This is a genomic window from Burkholderia sp. MS455, assembly GCF_016899445.1.
In the GTDB taxonomy this organism is placed as follows: Bacteria; Pseudomonadota; Gammaproteobacteria; order Burkholderiales; family Burkholderiaceae; genus Burkholderia; species Burkholderia pyrrocinia_C.
In genome coordinates this window covers 2868271-2885893 of record NZ_CP041779.1, presented here as the reverse complement: position 1 = coordinate 2885893, position 17623 = coordinate 2868271, and the positions used below count along the sequence as shown (strand labels likewise).

16 protein-coding genes are annotated in these 17623 nt (G+C 69.8%); 6 read left to right on the top strand and 10 right to left on the bottom strand.

Going from position 1 to position 17623, the window contains the following annotated elements:
• Positions 1-93 precede the first annotated feature (93 nt).
• The 3 genes from xylB to FPJ27_RS32410 form a co-directional block, all read right to left on the bottom strand.
• Positions 94-1575 carry a xylulokinase gene (gene xylB, locus FPJ27_RS32420; protein WP_204424314.1) on the bottom strand — a complete coding sequence of 494 codons (1482 nt, stop codon included), beginning with the start codon at positions 1573-1575 and terminating at the stop codon, positions 94-96.
• A 104-nt stretch (positions 1576-1679) separates the two neighbouring features.
• On the bottom strand, positions 1680-3074 hold the full coding sequence (gene dalD / locus FPJ27_RS32415; RefSeq protein ID WP_072442826.1) for a D-arabinitol 4-dehydrogenase: 1395 nt from the start codon (positions 3072-3074) through the stop codon (positions 1680-1682).
• Between the two features lie 193 nt (positions 3075-3267).
• The gene (locus FPJ27_RS32410; RefSeq protein WP_204424313.1) at positions 3268-4179 is read right to left on the bottom strand and encodes a LysR family transcriptional regulator; all 912 of its coding nucleotides are present in this window, start codon (positions 4177-4179) and stop codon (positions 3268-3270) included.
• A 97-nt stretch (positions 4180-4276) separates the two neighbouring features.
• Here FPJ27_RS32410 and mdlC point away from each other — a divergent pair, with 97 nt between their 5' ends.
• The 4 genes from mdlC to FPJ27_RS32390 all read left to right on the top strand — a co-directional run bounded on the left by mdlC (position 4277) and on the right by FPJ27_RS32390 (position 9980).
• On the top strand, positions 4277-5884 hold the full coding sequence (mdlC, locus tag FPJ27_RS32405; RefSeq protein ID WP_204424312.1) for a benzoylformate decarboxylase: 1608 nt from the start codon (positions 4277-4279) through the stop codon (positions 5882-5884).
• Between the two features lie 29 nt (positions 5885-5913).
• Complete coding sequence (locus FPJ27_RS32400) at positions 5914-7365, top strand: aldehyde dehydrogenase (protein ID WP_204424311.1); 1452 nt, start codon at positions 5914-5916, stop codon at positions 7363-7365.
• Positions 7366-7379: 14 nt separating this feature from the next.
• Positions 7380-8324, top strand: coding sequence for a 2-dehydropantoate 2-reductase (locus FPJ27_RS32395; RefSeq protein WP_204424310.1), 945 nt, complete (start codon positions 7380-7382; stop codon positions 8322-8324).
• Between the two features lie 258 nt (positions 8325-8582).
• Positions 8583-9980: an MFS transporter gene (locus FPJ27_RS32390; RefSeq protein WP_204424309.1), complete on the top strand. Its 1398-nt coding sequence runs from the start codon at positions 8583-8585 to the stop codon at positions 9978-9980.
• 21 nt (positions 9981-10001) lie between these two features.
• On the opposite strand, the gene kynA is transcribed toward FPJ27_RS32390, so the two are convergent.
• The 3 genes from kynA to kynB form a co-directional block, all read right to left on the bottom strand.
• Positions 10002-10946, bottom strand: coding sequence for a tryptophan 2,3-dioxygenase (gene kynA, locus FPJ27_RS32385; protein WP_204426386.1), 945 nt, complete (start codon positions 10944-10946; stop codon positions 10002-10004).
• A 92-nt stretch (positions 10947-11038) separates the two neighbouring features.
• Positions 11039-12289, bottom strand: coding sequence for a kynureninase (gene kynU, locus FPJ27_RS32380; protein ID WP_204426385.1), 1251 nt, complete (start codon positions 12287-12289; stop codon positions 11039-11041).
• Between the two features lie 28 nt (positions 12290-12317).
• A complete protein-coding gene (kynB, locus tag FPJ27_RS32375) occupies positions 12318-12959 on the bottom strand; it encodes an arylformamidase (RefSeq protein ID WP_204424308.1) in 642 nt (213 codons plus the stop codon).
• A 130-nt stretch (positions 12960-13089) separates the two neighbouring features.
• Between kynB and FPJ27_RS32370 the strand changes: the two genes are divergently transcribed.
• Positions 13090-13590 carry an Lrp/AsnC family transcriptional regulator gene (locus FPJ27_RS32370; protein ID WP_006477992.1) on the top strand — a complete coding sequence of 167 codons (501 nt, stop codon included), beginning with the start codon at positions 13090-13092 and terminating at the stop codon, positions 13588-13590.
• On the opposite strand, the gene FPJ27_RS32365 is transcribed toward FPJ27_RS32370, so the two are convergent.
• The 4 genes from FPJ27_RS32365 to FPJ27_RS32350 form a co-directional block, all read right to left on the bottom strand.
• A complete protein-coding gene (locus tag FPJ27_RS32365; protein WP_034178871.1) occupies positions 13577-14086 on the bottom strand; it encodes a flavin reductase family protein in 510 nt (169 codons plus the stop codon). The genes FPJ27_RS32370 and FPJ27_RS32365 overlap by 14 nt on opposite strands.
• Positions 14087-14388: 302 nt before the next feature.
• Entirely contained in the window at positions 14389-15054 is a 666-nt protein-coding gene (locus FPJ27_RS32360; RefSeq protein ID WP_204424307.1) for a hypothetical protein, read from the bottom strand.
• A complete protein-coding gene (locus FPJ27_RS32355) occupies positions 15051-16457 on the bottom strand; it encodes a selenium-binding family protein (RefSeq protein WP_204424306.1) in 1407 nt (468 codons plus the stop codon). Before FPJ27_RS32355 ends, FPJ27_RS32360 begins: the two co-directional genes overlap by 4 nt.
• 393 nt (positions 16458-16850) lie before the next feature.
• Positions 16851-17021, bottom strand: coding sequence for a hypothetical protein (locus FPJ27_RS32350; RefSeq protein ID WP_175961923.1), 171 nt, complete (start codon positions 17019-17021; stop codon positions 16851-16853).
• Between the two features lie 15 nt (positions 17022-17036).
• Here FPJ27_RS32350 and msrA point away from each other — a divergent pair, with 15 nt between their 5' ends.
• Positions 17037-17597: a peptide-methionine (S)-S-oxide reductase MsrA gene (gene msrA, locus FPJ27_RS32345; protein ID WP_059578436.1), complete on the top strand. Its 561-nt coding sequence runs from the start codon at positions 17037-17039 to the stop codon at positions 17595-17597.
• The last annotated feature ends 26 nt before the right edge of the window (positions 17598-17623 follow it).

Sequence of the window (17623 nt, the reverse complement as noted above, 5' to 3'; positions counted from 1 at the left end):
CCCGCGGGCCGGCCGGCGGGTCGCGCGACGGCATCCACTGTACCGCATGTGTTGCGCGCGGCCGACGGCCGGTGCGCGCCGCCGCGACGGGGCTTACGCGAGCCGCGTGCGCGACGGTTCGTACAGCGGGCGCACGTGGCGGTACAGCGTGCGGAACGCGTCGAGGCGTTCGCGCAGCAACGCATGGCGGGCCGCGTCCGGCGCGTATTCGGCGCGCACCGGCGGCTTGGTCAGCACCGTCTGCGGATCGCCGCCGACGGCCAGCCAGCCGAGCCGCGCCGCGCCGAGCGCGGCGCCCGTTTCGCCGCCGCCGATCTGGCGCGTGCGCACGTTCAGCGCATCGGCGATCAGTTGCGCCCAGAACGCGCTGCGCGCGCCGCCGCCGATCAGCGACAGCTGGTCGGTTTCGACGCCGGCCGCATGCAGCGCGTCGAGGCCGTCGGCGAGGCCGAGCGTCACGCCTTCGAGCACTGCGTAGCCGAGATGCGCGCGTTCGGTCGCGTGCGTCATCCCGAAAAACACGCCCTGCGCATACGGATCGTTGTGCGGCGTGCGTTCGCCGGACAGGTAGGGCAGGAACAGCGGCGCCGTCGCAAGCGCGTCGGCGTCGAGCGCCTCGACTTCGGCGAGCAGCGCCGGCTCGTCGGTGCCCGTCAGCTTGCAGACCCAGCGCAGGCAGCTCGCGGCCGACAGCACGACGCTCATCAATTGCCAGCGATCGGGAATCGCATGGCAGAACGCATGCACGGCCGACGCGGGATTCGGCATGAAGCGGTCGCCGACCACGCTCAGCACGCCCGACGTGCCGAGCGACACGAAGCCGTCGCCCGCGTGGATCGCGCCGATGCCGAGTGCGCTCGTCGCATTGTCGCCGCCGCCGCCCGCCACCACGACGGCCTCCGACAGCCCGAGCTCGCGCGCGACATCGGCGCGCAGCGTGCCGGACGGCGCATTGCCCTCGACGATGCGCGGCATCTGGTCGCGCGTCATCCCGCACGCGGCGAGCAGCGCGTCGGACCAGTCGCGGCGCGCGACGTCGAGCCACAGCGTGCCGGCCGCGTCCGACGGGTCGGACACCTTCGCGCCGGTCAGCCGGAACCGCAGGTAGTCCTTCGGCATCAGCACGCATGCGGTCGCCGCGAACACGTCGGGTTCGTGCTTCGCGACCCACAGCAGTTTCGGCGCGGTGAAACCCGGCATCGCGAGATTGCCGGCGAGGGCGTGGAGATCGGGCGCGCGTTCGGTGAGCAGCGCGCATTCGTCGGCGCTGCGCATGTCGTTCCACAGGATCGCGGGGCGCAGCACGCGGTCGTCGCGGCCGAGCAGCACGGCGCCGTGCATCTGGCCCGACAGGCCCATGCCGCGCACCTGCGCGAACGCGTGCGGATGCCGTTCGCGCAGCGCCGCGAGCGCGGCGAGCGTGCCTTGCCACCAGTCGTCCGGATGCTGTTCGGCCCAGCGCGGATGCGGCCGCGACACGGTGAACGGCGAGCCGGCGGTGCCGACGACCGCACCGTCCGGGGCGAGCAGCAGCACCTTCACTTCCGAGGTGCCGAGGTCGATGCCGAGATACATGAGCGATCCGTTCCGTCAGAGAGGAGCCGCTACTTTAGCCGTGCCGCACGGCATGTGCCAAGCGGGTTTGCCCGGCCGCGCGGCCGGGCGCCGGCTGGCGCGCGTCAGCGCTGCGCGAGCCATGCGTCGACGCGGGCGAGCGCGGCGCGCAGCGCCTCGAACAGCGCGGCGTTGCCCGCGAGCGAACCCCACAGCGGGCGGCTCGCGCACAGCGCGACGGCCGGGTCGTCGGCGTCGACGATCGCCCGTGCGGCGCTTTCGTCCATCACGCCGTCCTGGTACGCGTACGGCAGCGTGCCGCGCGCCCAGCGTTCGAGAAAGCGCAGGAACAGCGCGGGCAGCACGGCGGTGGCGACCGGCGCCGCGCCGCGCGCGAACGATTCGACGAGTGTCGGCGCGATGAAGCCGGGGATCTTCGAGAAGCCGTCGGCCGCGACGCGCTGGTTCGTGTCGAGCACGTACGGGTTGCCGAAGCGCTCGAGCACGACGTCGCGATAGCGCGCGAGATCGAGCGGGCTCGGCGTGAGGCACGGGATCACGTCCTGCGTCACGTAGTCGTGCGCGAAGCGGCGGATCGCCGCGTCGTGCGTGCCTTCGTGGATATACGTGTAGCCCGCGAGCGTGCCGGCCCACGCGATGCAGCTGTGCGTCGCGTTGAGGATGCGGATCTTCGCTTCCTCGTACGGGTGCACGTCGTCGACGAGTTCCGCGCCGGCCAGCTCCCAGCGCGGCCGGCCGGCCGCGAAGCGGTCCTCGATCACCCACTGGATGAACGATTCGCCCATCACCGGGCATGCGTCGTCGATGCCGGTGGCCGCCAGCACGCGTTCGCGCACGTCGGCGGTCGGGCGCGGCGTGATGCGGTCGACCATCGCGCTCGGCGTGGCGACGTTCGCGTCGAACCACGCGAGCAGGTCGGCTGCCCCGCGCCGTTCGAGGAATTCGCGCATGCCCGCGCGAAAGCGCGCGCCGTTGTTGCGCAGGTTGTCGCAGCTCTGCAGCGTGAGCGGGCCCGCGCCGCGCTGCATGCGTTCGGCGAGCAGCGCCGCGAGCGCGCCGTACAGCGTCGTGCGCGCGCCCTGCAGGTCGGCCGCGAGATCGGCGTTCGCGACGTCGAGCCGGTTGTGTTCGTCGAGGTAGTAGCCGCCTTCGGTGACGGTGAACGACACGATCCGGCAGGCCGGATCGGCGCCGGCGTCGATCAGCGCGGCGAGGTCGATCGACCAGGGCAGCACGCGCGTGATCGCGCGGATCGTCTCGTACGCGCGCTCGCCTTGCGGCGTGACGGTTTCGAGCGTGTATTCGCCGTGCTGCGCGGCGAGCGCGTCCATCGTCGCGCGCATGTCGTCGCGGATGTTGCCGACGGTCAGCGACCAGCGTTCGTCGGCCGGCACGGCCGCGTTCACGCGATGCAGATACCACGCCTGGTGCGCGCGGTGAAACGAGCCCGCGCCGATGTGCAGCAGCACGGGCGCGCGGGCGGTGGGCGATTCGCTCATCCGGTGTCTCCTGTTCGTGCCAGTCTTTCCTGTCGACTAGATCATTTGCTCTTCATGTGAGCGAATGATCGTATTCGGGCGAGCGAAAGTCAAGGCGGGGAGACGGCATTTCGATGGTGCGCTGCGGCGGCGCGCGGGTGGCGCGGGAACGGAGGCGAAGGGGCGCGAACAGGCGGCCGGTAGGGAACGGGTGTCAGCGCCCTTCGCGCGTGAGCGCGACGAGTTCGTCGAGCAGCTTGCCGGCCGGCCCCGGCAGGATCCCGTGGCGACGCCGGAACGCGGTGAGCGTGCGCACTGCGACGACCTCCTGCACCGGCAGCGTGTCGATCGTGCCGGCCGCCTGCTCGGCGCCGTACATCGGCTCGGCCATCCAGCTCAGGAAACCGGCATGCGCGACGAGGCTCTTCAGCGTCGTGACCGAGCGCGTTTCGACCGCGATGTCGGGCAGCGCGAGCCCGTGCGCGTCGAAGGTCGCGCGCATGTGGTCGAACGGTGCGGTGCCGCGCGGCGGAATCGCCCAGCGCGCGTGCAGCGTGTCGACGAGCGTCGGCGCGCGGCCGAGCGTGCGCAGCGGATGGTGCGGCGCCGCAACGATATGGCTGCGATCTTCCCAGCGGCACTCGGGAATCGCGACGATCTCGTCGGTGTCGGGCCCGTGCGCGGACAGCGCGAGATCGATCTCGTGCTTGTTCAATCCGTCGGCGAGGCGGTCCCACACGCCTTCGAGGATCTCGACGCGCAGGTTCGGCCAGCGGTCGAGCACGCGGCCGACCGCGACCGGCAGCACGAGGCTCGCGATGCTGCCCACCGCGCCGACCTTGATCGTACCCTTCGCGAACCCGCGCATCGCGTCGAGTTCCTCGCGAGCATGCTCGGCCTCGTGCTGCAGCAGCGTCGCATGCGGCAGCAGCGCGTCGCCGAACGCGGTGAGCTGCACGCCCTTCGAATGGCGCTCGAACAGCGGCGCGCCGACCTGGTCCTCGAGCCGCTTCAGGATCCGGCTCAGCGCCGGCTGCGTCACATGCAGCGCATCGGCCGCGCGGCCGAGGCTGCCGCAGGCGACGATCGTCGTGAAGGCGCGCAATTGTCGGAGATCGAAAGTCATGCCGGAATGTAATGGCTTATCGCAAAAAATACAGTATCCGAGAATGGCTTGCGCTTCGATACTGTGGAAACCGCCAAGCCATCGAGGAGCGCTGAGCATGCCCGGCCATTTGCCCCCATCCGCCGCATCGATCACCGTTCGCGATGCGGTTATCGACCTGCTTCGCCAGTTCGGCATCGACCGCGTGTTCGGCAATCCCGGTTCGACCGAACTGCCGATGTTCCGCGACTTCCCGGCCGATTTCCGCTACGTGCTCGGCTTGCACGAGGCCGTCGTGGTCGGGATGGCCGATGGCCATGCGCAGGCCACCGGCAATGCGGCGGTCGTCAACCTGCATTCGGCGGCGGGTGTCGGCAACGCGATGGGCAATCTCTTTACCGCGTTCAGGAACCGTACGCCCATGGTCGTCACCGCGGGCCAGCAGGCGCGCGCGATCTTGCCGTTCGATCCGTTCCTCGGCGCGACGCAGGCCGCCGAGCTGCCGAAGCCGTACGTGAAATGGAGCATCGAGCCCGCGCGTGCACAGGACGTGCCGGCCGCGATCGCGCGTGCTTACCGCATCGCGATGCAGGAGCCGCGCGGGCCCGTGTTCGTGTCGATCCCGGTCGACGACTGGGACCAGCCGGCCGAGCTGCTGCCGCGGCGCGACGTCAGCAGCGTCGTGCGGCCCGATCCCGACGCGCTCGCGCGGCTCGGCGACGCGCTCGACGCCGCGCGGCGCCCCGCGTTCGTGGTCGGCGCGGCCGTCGATCGTGCCGGTGCGTGGGACGACGTCGTGCGGCTCGCCGAGCGGCACCGTGCGCGCGCGTACGTCGCGCCGATGTCGGGGCGCTGCAGCTTCCCCGAGGATCATCCGCTGTTCGCCGGCTTCCTGCCCGCGATCCGCGAGAAGATCGTCGCGCGGCTCGACGGGCACGATCTCGTGTTCGCGTTCGGCGCGCCTGCATTTACCTACCACATCGAGGGCTTCGGCCCGCACGTGCCGCCGGGTGCGGCGCTCGTGCAGCTCGTCGACGATCCGGGCGTTGCCGCGTGGACGCCGTCGGGCGACGCGGTCGTCGGCAACCTGCGGCTCGCGGCGCGCGACCTGCTGGCACGGCCGGCGCCGCCCGAGCGGCCGATGCCCGCGCCGCGCCCGCCGCGCGCACGCGTCGACGCACCGGCCGCCGGCGAGCGCATGTCGGCCGCGTTCGCGCTGCAGACGCTCGCCGACGTGCGCGACGCACAGGACATCGTCGTCGAGGAAGCGCCGAGCGCGCGGCCCGTGATGCAGGAACACCTGCCGTTCACGCGCAGCGGCACGTTCTACACGATGGACAGCGGCGGGCTCGGCTACGGGATGCCGGCGGCCGTCGGCGTCGCGCTCGCGCAGCCGGGCCGGCGCGTGATCGGGCTGATCGGCGACGGGTCGAGCCTGTATTCGATCCAGGCACTGTGGAGCGCCGCGCAGCTGAAATTGCCGATCACGTTCGTGATCCTGAACAACCGGCGCTACGCGGCGCTGCAGGATTTCGCGCCGGTATTCGGCTTTGGCCCCGGCGATCCCGTGCAGGGCACCGATCTGCCCGACCTGGATTTCGTCGCGCTCGCCGAAGGGATGGGCTGCCGCGGCGTGCGCGTCGCCGATGCGGCGCGCCTGCGCGACACGCTGACCGACGCGCTGCATGCCGCGACGCCGGTCGTCGTCGAAGTCGAGATTGCCTGACGCGCGACGCGCGTCTTTCCGGAGACTCCATGCAAACCGTATCGATGCTGATCGGCGGCGAACGCCGCCACTCATCCAGCGGCGCGACCTTCGTGCGCCGCAACCCGCTCGACGGCGAAATCGCGTCCGAGGCGCCCGCGTGCACCGTCGACGATGCGCGTGCGGCGGCCGACGCGGCCGCGCGCGCCTTTCCCGAATGGGCCGCGAGCGGCCCCGGCGCGCGCCGCGCGCTGCTGCTGAAGGCGGCCGCCGCGCTCGAAGCGAAGCATGAACAGTTCGTCGCCGCGATGGCGGCCGAGACGGGCGCATCCGCGCTGTGGGCCTGCTTCAACGTGCACCTTGCCGCGAGCGGGCTAGTCGAGGCCGCATCACTGACCACACAGGTCGGCGGCGAACTGATTCCGTCCGACGTGCCCGGGTCGCTCGCGATGGGCGTGCGGCAACCGGCCGGCGTGGTGCTCGGCATCGCGCCGTGGAACGCGCCGGTGATCCTCGCGACGCGCGCGCTCGCGCTGCCGCTCGCGTGCGGCAACACGGTCGTGCTGAAGGGCTCGGAGCTGTGTCCCGTCACGCACGGGCTGATCGTCGAGGCGCTGCAGGAGGCTGGATTGCCGCCGGGCGTCGTCAACTTCGTGACGAATGCGCCCGACGATGCGGGCGCCGTCGTCGACGCATTGATCGCGCATCCGGCCGTGCGCCGCGTGAATTTCACCGGCTCGACGCGCGTCGGCAGGATCGTCGCCGAAGCATGCGCGCGCCACCTGAAGCCGTCGGTGCTGGAGCTTGGCGGCAAGGCGCCGTTCGTCGTGCTCGACGATGCCGATCTCGACGCGGCGGTCGCGGCCGCCGCGTTCGGCGCGTTCGCGAATTCCGGGCAGATCTGCATGTCGACCGAGCGGATCGTCGTCGACGCGTCGATCGCCGATGCGTTCGTTGCGAAGCTTGCCGACAAGGCCGCGTCGCTGCCGCTCGGCGACCCGCGCAACGGCCCCGTCGTGCTCGGCTCGCTGATCGACATGAAGGCCGTCGAGCGCTGCAACGCGCTGATCGACGATGCACTCGCGCTCGGCGCGACACTGCTGTGCGGCGGCAAGGCCGACAGCACGCTGTTCCCGGCGACGCTGCTCGATCGCGTGACGCCGGCGATGCGCATCTATGCGGAAGAATCGTTCGGCCCCGTGAAGGGCATCGTGCGCGTCGACGGCGAGGCTGCGGCAATCCGCTGCGCGAACGACAACGCGTTCGGGCTGTCGTCGGCCGTGTTCAGCCGCGACGTCGCGCGTGCGCTGCGCGTCGCGGCACGCATCGAATCGGGCATCTGCCACGTGAACGGCCCGACCGTGCACGACGAGGCGCAGATGCCGTTCGGCGGCGTGAAGGACAGCGGCTTCGGCCATTTTGGCGGCAAGGCCGGCATCGCGGCGTTCACGGATCTGCGCTGGATCACCGTGCAGACCGCGCCGCGCCACTATCCGTTCTGACGAGGCCACCGACGATGAGAATCGCAATTCTGGGCGCGGGCGCGATGGGCTCGCTGTTCGGCGGTCTACTGGCCGAAAGCGGCGAGGCCGTCACGCTGATCGACGTGAACGACGCGCATCTCGATGCGATCCGTCGCGACGGGCTGCGCATCGACGACGATCGCGGCGAACGCCGCATCCGCGCATTGCAGGCCGTGCGGCCGGAAGCCGCGAATGCGGACGCGGCCGCATCGCCCGATGCATCGTTCGACCTGCTGATCGTTTTCACGAAATCGCTGCATACGCGCGCGGCGCTCGACGGCGTGCGCGCGCTGCTGACGTCGCATACGCACGTGCTGACATTGCAGAACGGGCTCGGCAACGTCGAGACGCTGAATGCGTTCGTGCCGCTCGATCGAATCCTGGTCGGCGTGACGACGTGGCCGGCCGATGCCGCGGGGCCCGCGCACGTTCGCTCGCACGGCGCGGGCACGATCCGCATGATGACGGCCGACGGCCACGCACACCCGTTCGCGACGGCCGTGGCCGATGCGCTGTCGCGCGCGGGGCTCGCATGCACGCTCGACGCCGACGTGTGGGCCGCGATCTGGGAGAAGGTCGCGTTCAACGCTGCGCTCAACACGCTGTGCGCGGTGACCGGTTGCACGGTCGACCAGCTCGGCAACCATCACGACGGGCCGCGGCTCGCGCTCGCGATCGCAGCCGAGACGGCCGCCGTCGCCCTCGCGAACGGAATCGCCGTCGACGGTGAACGCATCGCGCGCAACGTCGAACACGCAATCGGCGAGCATCGCGGCCATCGCCCGTCGATGCTGCAGGACGTGCTCGCGGGCCGCCGCACGGAAATCGACGCGATCAACGGCAAGGTCGTCGCGGCCGCGCGCGACGCGGGCGTCGCGGTGCCGCATACCGAGACGCTGCTCGCGCTAGTCCGGCTGATCGACGCACGGGTGAACTGAACATCGGGCCGGCGGCGCGGCTTGCGCCGCACGACGATACGAGCCGTCGCGCGCAGGCGATGGCGCCGGATCGAGAAGGGTTGAAAAGACACCGGCGCCGACGTATTGACGCCGGCCGACCGCGCAGTACGAGATCCGGGCACGCGTCGACGCGCCAGCCCGGACAACAGGAGACGCCATGAAAGCCATCGAATGCCGTTGTCTTGCCGCGCGCCGTTCGCGCACGTTGCCACCGACGCGCGGCGCACGGGAGGTCGCATGAGCACGCGCGACGGATTGCCGCCGCCGTCGGTCGACATCGGCACGACGCTCGACGACGGGCCGTTCACGACGATGCAGCGCTGCGTGGTGCTGCTCGCCGCGCTCGCGATCGTGCTCGACGGCTTCGACGGCCAGTTGATCGGTTTCGCGATTCCGGTGCTGATCCGCGAATGGGGTATCACGCGCGGCGCGTTCGCGCCGGCCGTCGCGGCCGGGCTGATCGGGATGGGCATCGGCAGCGCGTGCGCGGGGATCGTCGCGGACCGCTTCGGCCGCCGCCAGGCCGTGATCGGCAGCGTGTTCCTGTTCGGCGTCGCGACCTGCGCGATCGGCTTCGCGCCCGACGTCGCGGCGATCGCGATGCTGCGCTTCTGCGCGGGGCTCGGGATCGGCGGCGCGCTGCCGACCGCCACGACGATGACGGCCGAATACACGCCCGCGCGGCGCCGCACGATGATGGTGACCGCGACGATCGTCTGCGTGCCGCTCGGCGGGATGCTGGCCGGCCTGTTCGCGCACGAGGTGCTGCCGCGCTACGGCTGGCGCGGGCTGTTCTTTGCAGGCGGCGCGCTGCCGCTTGTGCTCGGCTTCGTGCTCGTGCGCGCGCTGCCCGAATCGCCGCGCTATCTCGCGCGGCGTCCCGCGCGCTGGCCGGAACTCGGCGCGCTGCTCGCGCGGATGCAGCGGCCGGTCGCGCCGGACACCGTGTTCACCGATACGAAAGACGCACGCGCACCCGGTGGCCGCGGCGGCTTCGGCGCGCTGTTCGCGAGCGGCCAGGCGCGCGACACGATCGCGCTGTGGTGCGCGTTCTTCATGTGTCTGCTTGCTGTCTACGCGGCGTTCAGCTGGCTGCCGACGATGCTGGCCGCGAGCGGGCTGAGCGTGTCGGTCGCGGGCGCGGGGCTCACCGCGTACAACCTCGGCGGCGTGATCGGCGCGCTGCTGTGCGCATGGGCGATCGCGCATGCCGGGTCGCGCTGGCCGCTCGCGCTGTGCAGCATCGGCGGCGCGGCGAGCGCAGTGTGGCTGATGGGAGTCGATGCGAGCCGCCACACGAACTGGCTGATTGTCGGGCTCGGCCTGCACGGGCTGTTCGTCAACGCGGTGCAGTCGACGATGTATGCGCTTTGTGCGTACATCTACCCGACGGCGGTGCGCGCGACGGGCACCGCGAGCGCGCTCGCGTTCGGCCGGCTCGGCGCGATTCTCAGCGCATTCGCGGGCGCGATCGTGATCACGGCGGGCGGTGCGGGTGCGTACCTGACGATGCTGGCCGCGGCGATGGGCGTCGTGTGCATCGCGCTGCTCGCGGTGCGGCGGCACATTCCGCGGCTGTCGCGCGCGCAGTCGGTGCCGCGCGACGGGGAGGAACTGGCCCGCACGTCGTCGTGACGTGCGGGCGCATCGCGTGCGTTAGAGCGTGGTGCGCACGTGCCAGAGCTCGGGGAACAGCACGACGTCGAGCATCTTGCGCAGATACGGCGCGCCGCTGGTGCCGCCCGTGCCCTGCTTGAAGCCGATGATGCGCTCGACGGTCGTCACGTGACGGAAGCGCCACTGGCGGAACGCGTCCTCGAGATCGACCAGTTCCTCGGCCATCTCGTACAGCTCCCAGTGCTGCTGCGGGTGTCGGTACACCTCGAGCCACGCGGCTTCGACCGTCTCGTCGTGACGCGTCGGCTGCGTCCAGTCGCGCTCGAGCCGCTCCGGTGCGATCGGGAACCCGCGCCGCGCGAGCAGGCGCACGACCTCGTCGTAGAACGACGGCGCTTCGAGCGTCGCGCGCACCTGTTCGAGGATGTCGGGCCGGTGCGCATGCGGCTGCAGCATCTGCACGTTCTTGTTGCCGAGCAGGAATTCGAGCTGGCGATACTGGTAGGACTGGAAGCCCGACGACTGCCCGAGATACGGCCGCATCGCCGAATATTCGGACGGCGTCATCGTCGACAGCACGTTCCACGCCTGCACGAGCTGCTCGAGGATGCGCGACACGCGCGCGAGCATCTTGAATGCGGGCGGCAACGCATCGGAGCGCACCGCGTCGAGTGCGCCGCGCAGCTCGAACAGCGCGAGCTTCATCCACAGCTCGCTCGTCTGATGCTGGATGATGAACAGCATCTCGTTGTGATCGGGCGACAGTGGGTGCTGCGCGTCGAGGATCGAATTCAGCGACAGGTAGTCGCCGTAGCTCATCGACTTCGAGAAATCGAGCTGCGCGTTGTGCCAGCCGGCTTGGCCCGAGGCATCGCCCGGCACGTGCGGCGCTTCGTGTGCCGCTTGCGCCGAATGTACCGGTTGCGCGGCGCGTGCGCCCGAGAACGGGCAGCCCGCCGGCGCTTCGTCGCCGGGTGGCTGCATATGACCAGAATTCACGACTTTCTCCAGGATTGAATGACGGGGGCGCGGCGCGTTATCCGCACGTCACTGCGGCGCGCGCCGGGCAAAACCGGTCAGGTCACCGCGCCGCGTTCGGCGAACTCGGGCGCCTTCCACGCGTCGGTGGCCAGGATGTCGCGCAGTGTCTCGACGGCATCCCACACGTCGACGAAGCGCACATAGAGCGGCGTGAAGCCGAAACGCAGCACGTACGGCTCGCGGTAGTCGCCGATCACGCCGCGCGCGATCAGCGCCTGCATCACTTCGTAGCCGTGCGGATGCTCGAAGCTCGCCTGCGAGCCGCGCTGGTGATGCGAGCGCGGCGTGACGAGCTTCAGCGACAGGCCCGCGCAGCGCGCTTCGACGAGCGCGATGAACGCGTCGGTCAGCGCGAGCGACTTGCGGCGGATCGCCTGCATGTCGGTCTGCAGGAACACGTCGAGCCCGCATTCGACCATCGACATCGACACGATCGGCTGCGTGCCGCACAGGAAGCGCGCGATGCCCGGATCGGGCGCGAAGCCCGGCTGCATCGCGAACGGCGCGCGGTGGCCCCACCAGCCGGACAGCGGCTGCGAGAAGTGCGCGTGATGGCGCTGCGGCACCCACACGAACGCGGGCGAACCGGGGCCGCCGTTCAGGTACTTGTACGTGCAGCCGACCGCGCCGTCCGCGCGCGCGCCGTTCAGGTCGACCGGCACCGCGCCGGCCGAGTGCGCGAGATCCCACAGCATCAGCGCGCCAGCGTCGTGCACGAGCTGTGTGACGGCCGGCATGTCGTGCATGTAGCCGGTGCGGTAGTTCACGTGCGTGACCATCGCGACGGCCGTGTCCGCGCCGAGCGCGTCGGGCAGGTCGGCCGGATCGTCGATCAGGCGCAGCTCGTAGCCGCCGCCGAGCTGCTCGATCAGCCCCTGCGCGATATACAGGTCGGTCGGGAAGTTCGAGCGTTCCGACACGATCACGCGGCGCTCGGGCGCACGCTCGGCCTGGTGGCGCAGCATCGCCGACAGCAGCTTGAACAGGTTGATCGAGATGGTGTCGGTCACGACCGTTTCGCCGGGCGCGCCGCCGATCAGCGTCGCGAGCTTGTCGCCGAGACGGCGCGGCAGCGCGAACCAGCCGGCCGTGTTCCAGCTGCGGATCAGCCCTTCGCCCCATTCGGCGCCGATCACCTGCTGCGCGCGGGTGGCCGATGCGCGCGGCTGCGCGCCGAGCGAGTTGCCGTCGAGATAGATCACGCCGTCGGGCAGTGCGAACTGGTCGCGCAGCGGGGCGAGCGGGTCGTCGCGGTCGAGCGCGAGCGCGTCTTCACGGGTCTTGATCATGATGTGGGGTCGTAGGTCGGGGTAATCAGGAAGCATGCGCGGGCAGCGCGCGCAGCACCGCGCGCACGGGGCTCGCGTCGAGCGTCGCGAACTTCAGTGGCAGTGCGATCAGCTCGTAGTCGCCGGGCGGCACGTCGTCGAGCACGATGCCTTCGAGGATCGCCATCCGGTGCGCACGCACGCGGTGATGCGCATCCATCGTCTTCGATTCCTGCGGGTCGAGCGACGGTGTATCGATGCCGATCAGCTTCACGCCATGTGCGGCGAGCAGGTCGATCGTTTCAGGCGCGACTGCGCAGAAGCCGGGGTCCCATTGCGTGACCGGCGCTTGCGCACAGGTGCGCAGCAGCACGCGCGGCGGCACGCCGTCGAGCGCGGCCGCGATATCGGCCGGCTGCACGACGGGCGATGCGCCGATGCAATGGATCACGCGGCACGGGCCGAGATAGGTGTCGAGCGGCACGGCACCGATCGGCGCGCCGTCGGCGTCGTAGTGCAGCGGCGCGTCGCAGTGCGCGCCCGTATGCGGCGACAGCGTCAGGCGCGCGACGTTGACCGGCGAGCCGGCCTCCATTCGCCACACGCGTTCGACGGAAACCGGCGTATCGCCCGGCCATACGGGAGTGGCGGGGCTGACAGGCGGCGAGATGTCCCAGAGTGTGTCCATGGCATGACGAATCGGTGAGTCGATGCTTCGAATGATAGGTGGACGCTCGCAGAAAGTGCTTGCGAAATAAACATGGACAATCCGCCAGATTGGCAGATAATTCGACTGAGAGGGAAAACGGGGACCAAAAATGCACGCGATCACGCTCGATGCCACCGACTGCCGGATTCTGGCGGTACTGCAGGAGGAGGGCAGAATCAGCAATCTCGATCTGGCGGAACGGATTTCGCTTTCGCCGTCCGCCTGCCTGCGCCGCATGCGCCTGCTCGAGGAGCAGGGCGTGATCGAGCACTATCGCGCGTGCCTGAGCCGCGAGAAGCTCGGCTTCGAGCTCGAGGCGTTCGTGCAGGTATCGATGCGCAACGAAGAGAATCAATGGCACGAGCGCTTCGCGGAAGCGCTGCGCGAATGGCCGGAGGTGGTCGGCGCGTTCGTCGTGACGGGCGAGAGCCACTATCTGCTGCGCGTGCTCGCGCACAACCTCAAGCACTATTCGGATTTCGTGCTGAACCGGCTCTACAAGGCGCCCGGCGTGATGGACATCCGTTCGAACATCGTGCTGCAGACGTTGAAGGACGAAGCCGGCGCGCCGGTCGGGCTGGCGCGCACGGGTGCGATCAAAGCGGTGTAAGGCCGTGGAAGCCGCCGCCGTGGAACACGAGCGGCGGTGTCTCGTCCGAAGCGGCGCGCACGCCGCAGCGTTCCACTTCGCCGACGAAGATCACGTGGTCGCCTTCGTCATAGCGGCTGCGGTTGTGGCATTCGAACCACGCAAGCGCGCCGTCGAGCACGGGCATCCCCGAATTGCCGGCCACGTGCGCGATTCCTTCGAAGCGGTCGCCCTTGTAGGTCGAGAAGCGCTTGCACAGGTCGAGTTGCGACGCCGCAAGCACGTTCACCACGTAATGACTGTTGCCGCGAAACACGGGCGTCGACGCCGATTTGTGCGCGAGGCTCCACAGCACGAGCGGCGGATCGAGCGATACCGAGTTGAACGAGCTGGCGGTGATGCCGATCAGTTGCCCGGATGGTGCGCGCGTCGTGATCACCGTCACGCCCGTCGCGAACTGGCCGAGCGCCTGGCGGAAGGCGGCCGCGTCGAAATCCGGCGGATTGGCGCGGCTCATCGGGCGGCCATCCGGAACGAAACGGGCGGGCGCGGCGCGACGCGGGTGTGACGGGCGCGGCGGACGAAAGGCGACAAGGCGGTCGGTTGGGAAGTGGTGCGCATGGCCCGATTTTAGCGGAATCGGGGCCGCCGGGCCCGGCCGGACGGCGCATCGCGGGGATAGGGTGACGTAGCGAACACTGCGGCGCGCTGCCGGGATCACGATGGCGCGCGGTCGGCATGGCCGTTCTGTCGCGTTTTTGTGCGGTGCCGCCGGCCTGTCCACCTGCCGATCCACCACGCGCGCTATCGATGCCCGTGCTATCGCGCCGTCGCCAGCCCGAGCGACAGCGCGCCCGTCACGATCAGGCTCGACGCCCACACCGCATCGAGATTGAACCAGCTCCGCGACACGAATTTCAGCCCGAGATAGCGGTACACGAGCCACGCGAGCCCGCCGCCGGCGGCGATCATCGCGGCCGCATGCACGGCCGCGACGACGAGCGCCATCCCGAGATGCGCATCGACGAGCGTGGCCGCCGCGCGGTGGCCGGCGTCCATGTCGAGCCCGCAAAGCCCGAGGTAGATCGGCACCAGCATCAGCCCCGCGCCGTGCGCGATCGCGACCGCGAACGACCACAGGCCGAGCCGCGCCGGCGGGATCCGCGCGAGCGCGCGCGGATGCCGGCGCCGGATCAGCAGCACGGCGCCGAAGCCGATCACGAGCGCGCTCGCGCCGATCCGGATCGCCGACTGCCACGCGAGCAGCGCGGCGAGCAGCCCGAATGGCAGCATCACCGCGAATACCGCGAGCGCATGGCCGAGCGCGAGATAGCCGAGCGCCGCGACGAGCGCGCCGCCGCGGCGCGTCATCAGCGCGTTCGACACCGCGAGCGGCCAGCCCATCGCGGGGTTGAGCCCGTGATATACGCCGCTCGCGAGCACGGCCGCCCACAGCGCGAACTGCGCGTGAAGTCCGGTGTTCAACGCTTGACCGACGGGTAGCAGAACGAGTCGGTCGAGCAGTCGCCGCCTTCGAGCCGGATCTGGTGCGCGCGATAGCCGTCGGGGAACTCGACCCAGTAATCGTCGGCGAGCGTCAGCCCGCCGTCCGGCCCTGCGTGCGCGAGCACCTGCGCGGCCGGCACGCCGTCCGGGTAGAACTGGTCGTCCCACGTCGAATAGAGCGAATTGGTCCAGTACACGCGCCGGCCGTCGCGGCTGATCTCCACCATTTGCGGGCCGCCCGCGAACGCGCGGCCGTTCGTGTGCGGCGCGCGGCGCACGATGCCGCCGATCCGCACCGACCCCGCGAGCACCGGGTTGTGCGGATCCGACACGTCGTACTGGCGCATCTCGCCGGTGCCCCAGCACGACACGTAGAGGAAGCGGTCGTCGAGCGACAGGTCGATGTCGGTCACGAGCGGCGGCACCGCGCCGAACGCTTTCAGCAGCGGCGGCAGTTCGTCGGCCGCGGCCGGCTCGGCCGGGATCGTCGCGGTCTTCTTCACATGGAACTTGCCGTCCTCGCGCCACCAGGTCCAGATCGAGCCTTCGAGGTTCGTCGTATCGACCACCACGCCGACGAATCCGTATTCGCGCACCGGGTCGTGCGCGGGCCGCACTTCGAGCGCCATCTGGTGCTGCGCGCCGAGATCGATCGTCTGCACGTTGCGCCGCGCGCGCAGGTCCCAGAAATGCAGCCGGTGCCCGTATTTGTTCGCGAGCAGATCCTCGGGCACGATGCCGTTCTCGAATTGCGGCGGCAGCGCCCATTCGCTCGACACCATGTAGTCGCGCGGCAGGTTCCACCAGAAATCGTAGTGCTTGTCCTGCGGGCCGCGATCGATCTCCCAGCGGCCGAGCACGTCGAAGGTTTCGCAATCCATGATGAAGATGCCGGGCGCGCCGTCGGTGCCGTCCTTGCCCGCGCCGCCGAGCGTGCTCACGTAGATGCCCTCGGGGCCGCAGTGAACGGTGTGCGGCCGCGAATAACCGGTCTTCGCGAAGATCTCGTCGGGCTCGATGATCTTGTGGATGCGCGCCTGCGTCGGGTGCGGCTTCGTGTCGATCACATAGATGCGCGACGAGCGCAGGCCGGGGATGATCAGGAAGCGGCGTTCGAGAAACGCATGGCCGGTCAGCGGCGACAGCGCCGACGAACACGCATTCCAGCCGAAGTGGTGAAACTCGTCGCCGGTGTTCGGCATCGTCACCGTGTGCACGATCTTTCCGCAGGTCGGCGAGCCGGGCTTCACGTCGATCACGGCGAGCGCGTCGGGTCTGGAAAAATCGGGGCTCAGCAACAACGTATAGGCAAACTCTTCCGCCGGCGCCTGCATCGCAAGCTCGGGCGAAGCGTGAAACGTCGGGTCAGGCCGCATGCTCATGGTGATGCCCTCTCGGTGGTATCGGACTACTGACGCACGGCCGTGCGCTGCGGGCGTGCGGGTCGAGGTGGCCGCACGGCGCGCATCTCGCCGGCGGGCGCGATCGGCAGGCGGATGCACGCGTCGGCGACACGCGCGGCGCCGTGCATCAGATCGTGAAAGCGGGTGAAGACGATGAACCGGATCGCGACGCCCTGAGTGACACGGGCGCACGATATCGCGAAGGTGAAGTTGAAGCGTCGGCTCGCGACGTGGCGGCGACCGGGCCCGCGATGCGGACGATGTCTGTCAAGACGTGCATATCGATGTTCCGGCAGATGATGGGTGCATCAGGGTCGGGCGTGCATCGGACGCTTTGCGTGGCCGGACGGTTTGCGCCGCGGTCACGCGTGCCTAAGTGTAGTCGAGAAACGTGCGGTCGGTCGCGCGCGGCACCTGTGCGATCTGCCAGGTTCGCGCGCGAGTGAGATACTTGCCGAAGTGCCGCTGCGTCGCGTACCACGGACGCGCAGCGGCGAGATGCAACGGTGGCGCCGGCACCTGCGTGCCGGCTGCTGTCATCAACGAGGGTCTGATTTCATGGGGAACGAAATGCTTGAAACCGCGACGTTGGGAGGCGGGTGTTTCTGGTGCACGGAGGCCGTGTTTCTCGACGTCGACGGCGTGACGGCCGTCCAGTCGGGCTACGCGGGCGGCCACACGCGCAATCCCGGTTATCGCGACATCTGCGAAGGCGACACGGGCCACGCGGAAGTCGTCAACGTGACGTTCGATCCGGCGCGCATCGGCTATCGCGAGATCCTCGAGATCTTCTTCGCGACGCACGATCCGACCCAGTTGAACCGGCAGGGCAACGACGTCGGCACGCAGTACCGGTCGGTCGTGTTCACGCATTCCGATGCGCAGCGCGACACCGCGCTCGACGTGATCCGCGAGCTGGAGCGCGAGCAGGTGTTCGGGCAGCCGATCGTCACGCAGGTCGTGCCGCTCGACGGCAACTACTGGCCGGCCGAGGACTATCACCAGAACTATTACGCGCGTAACCCGGGGCAGGGCTACTGCTCGGTCGTGATCGGGCCGAAGCTCGCGAAATTCCGGCAGAAGTTCTCGCACCGGCTGAAGTCGCTGCGCGGCGCGTAAGCGAGCGAACGGCGGAAACCGGCGAA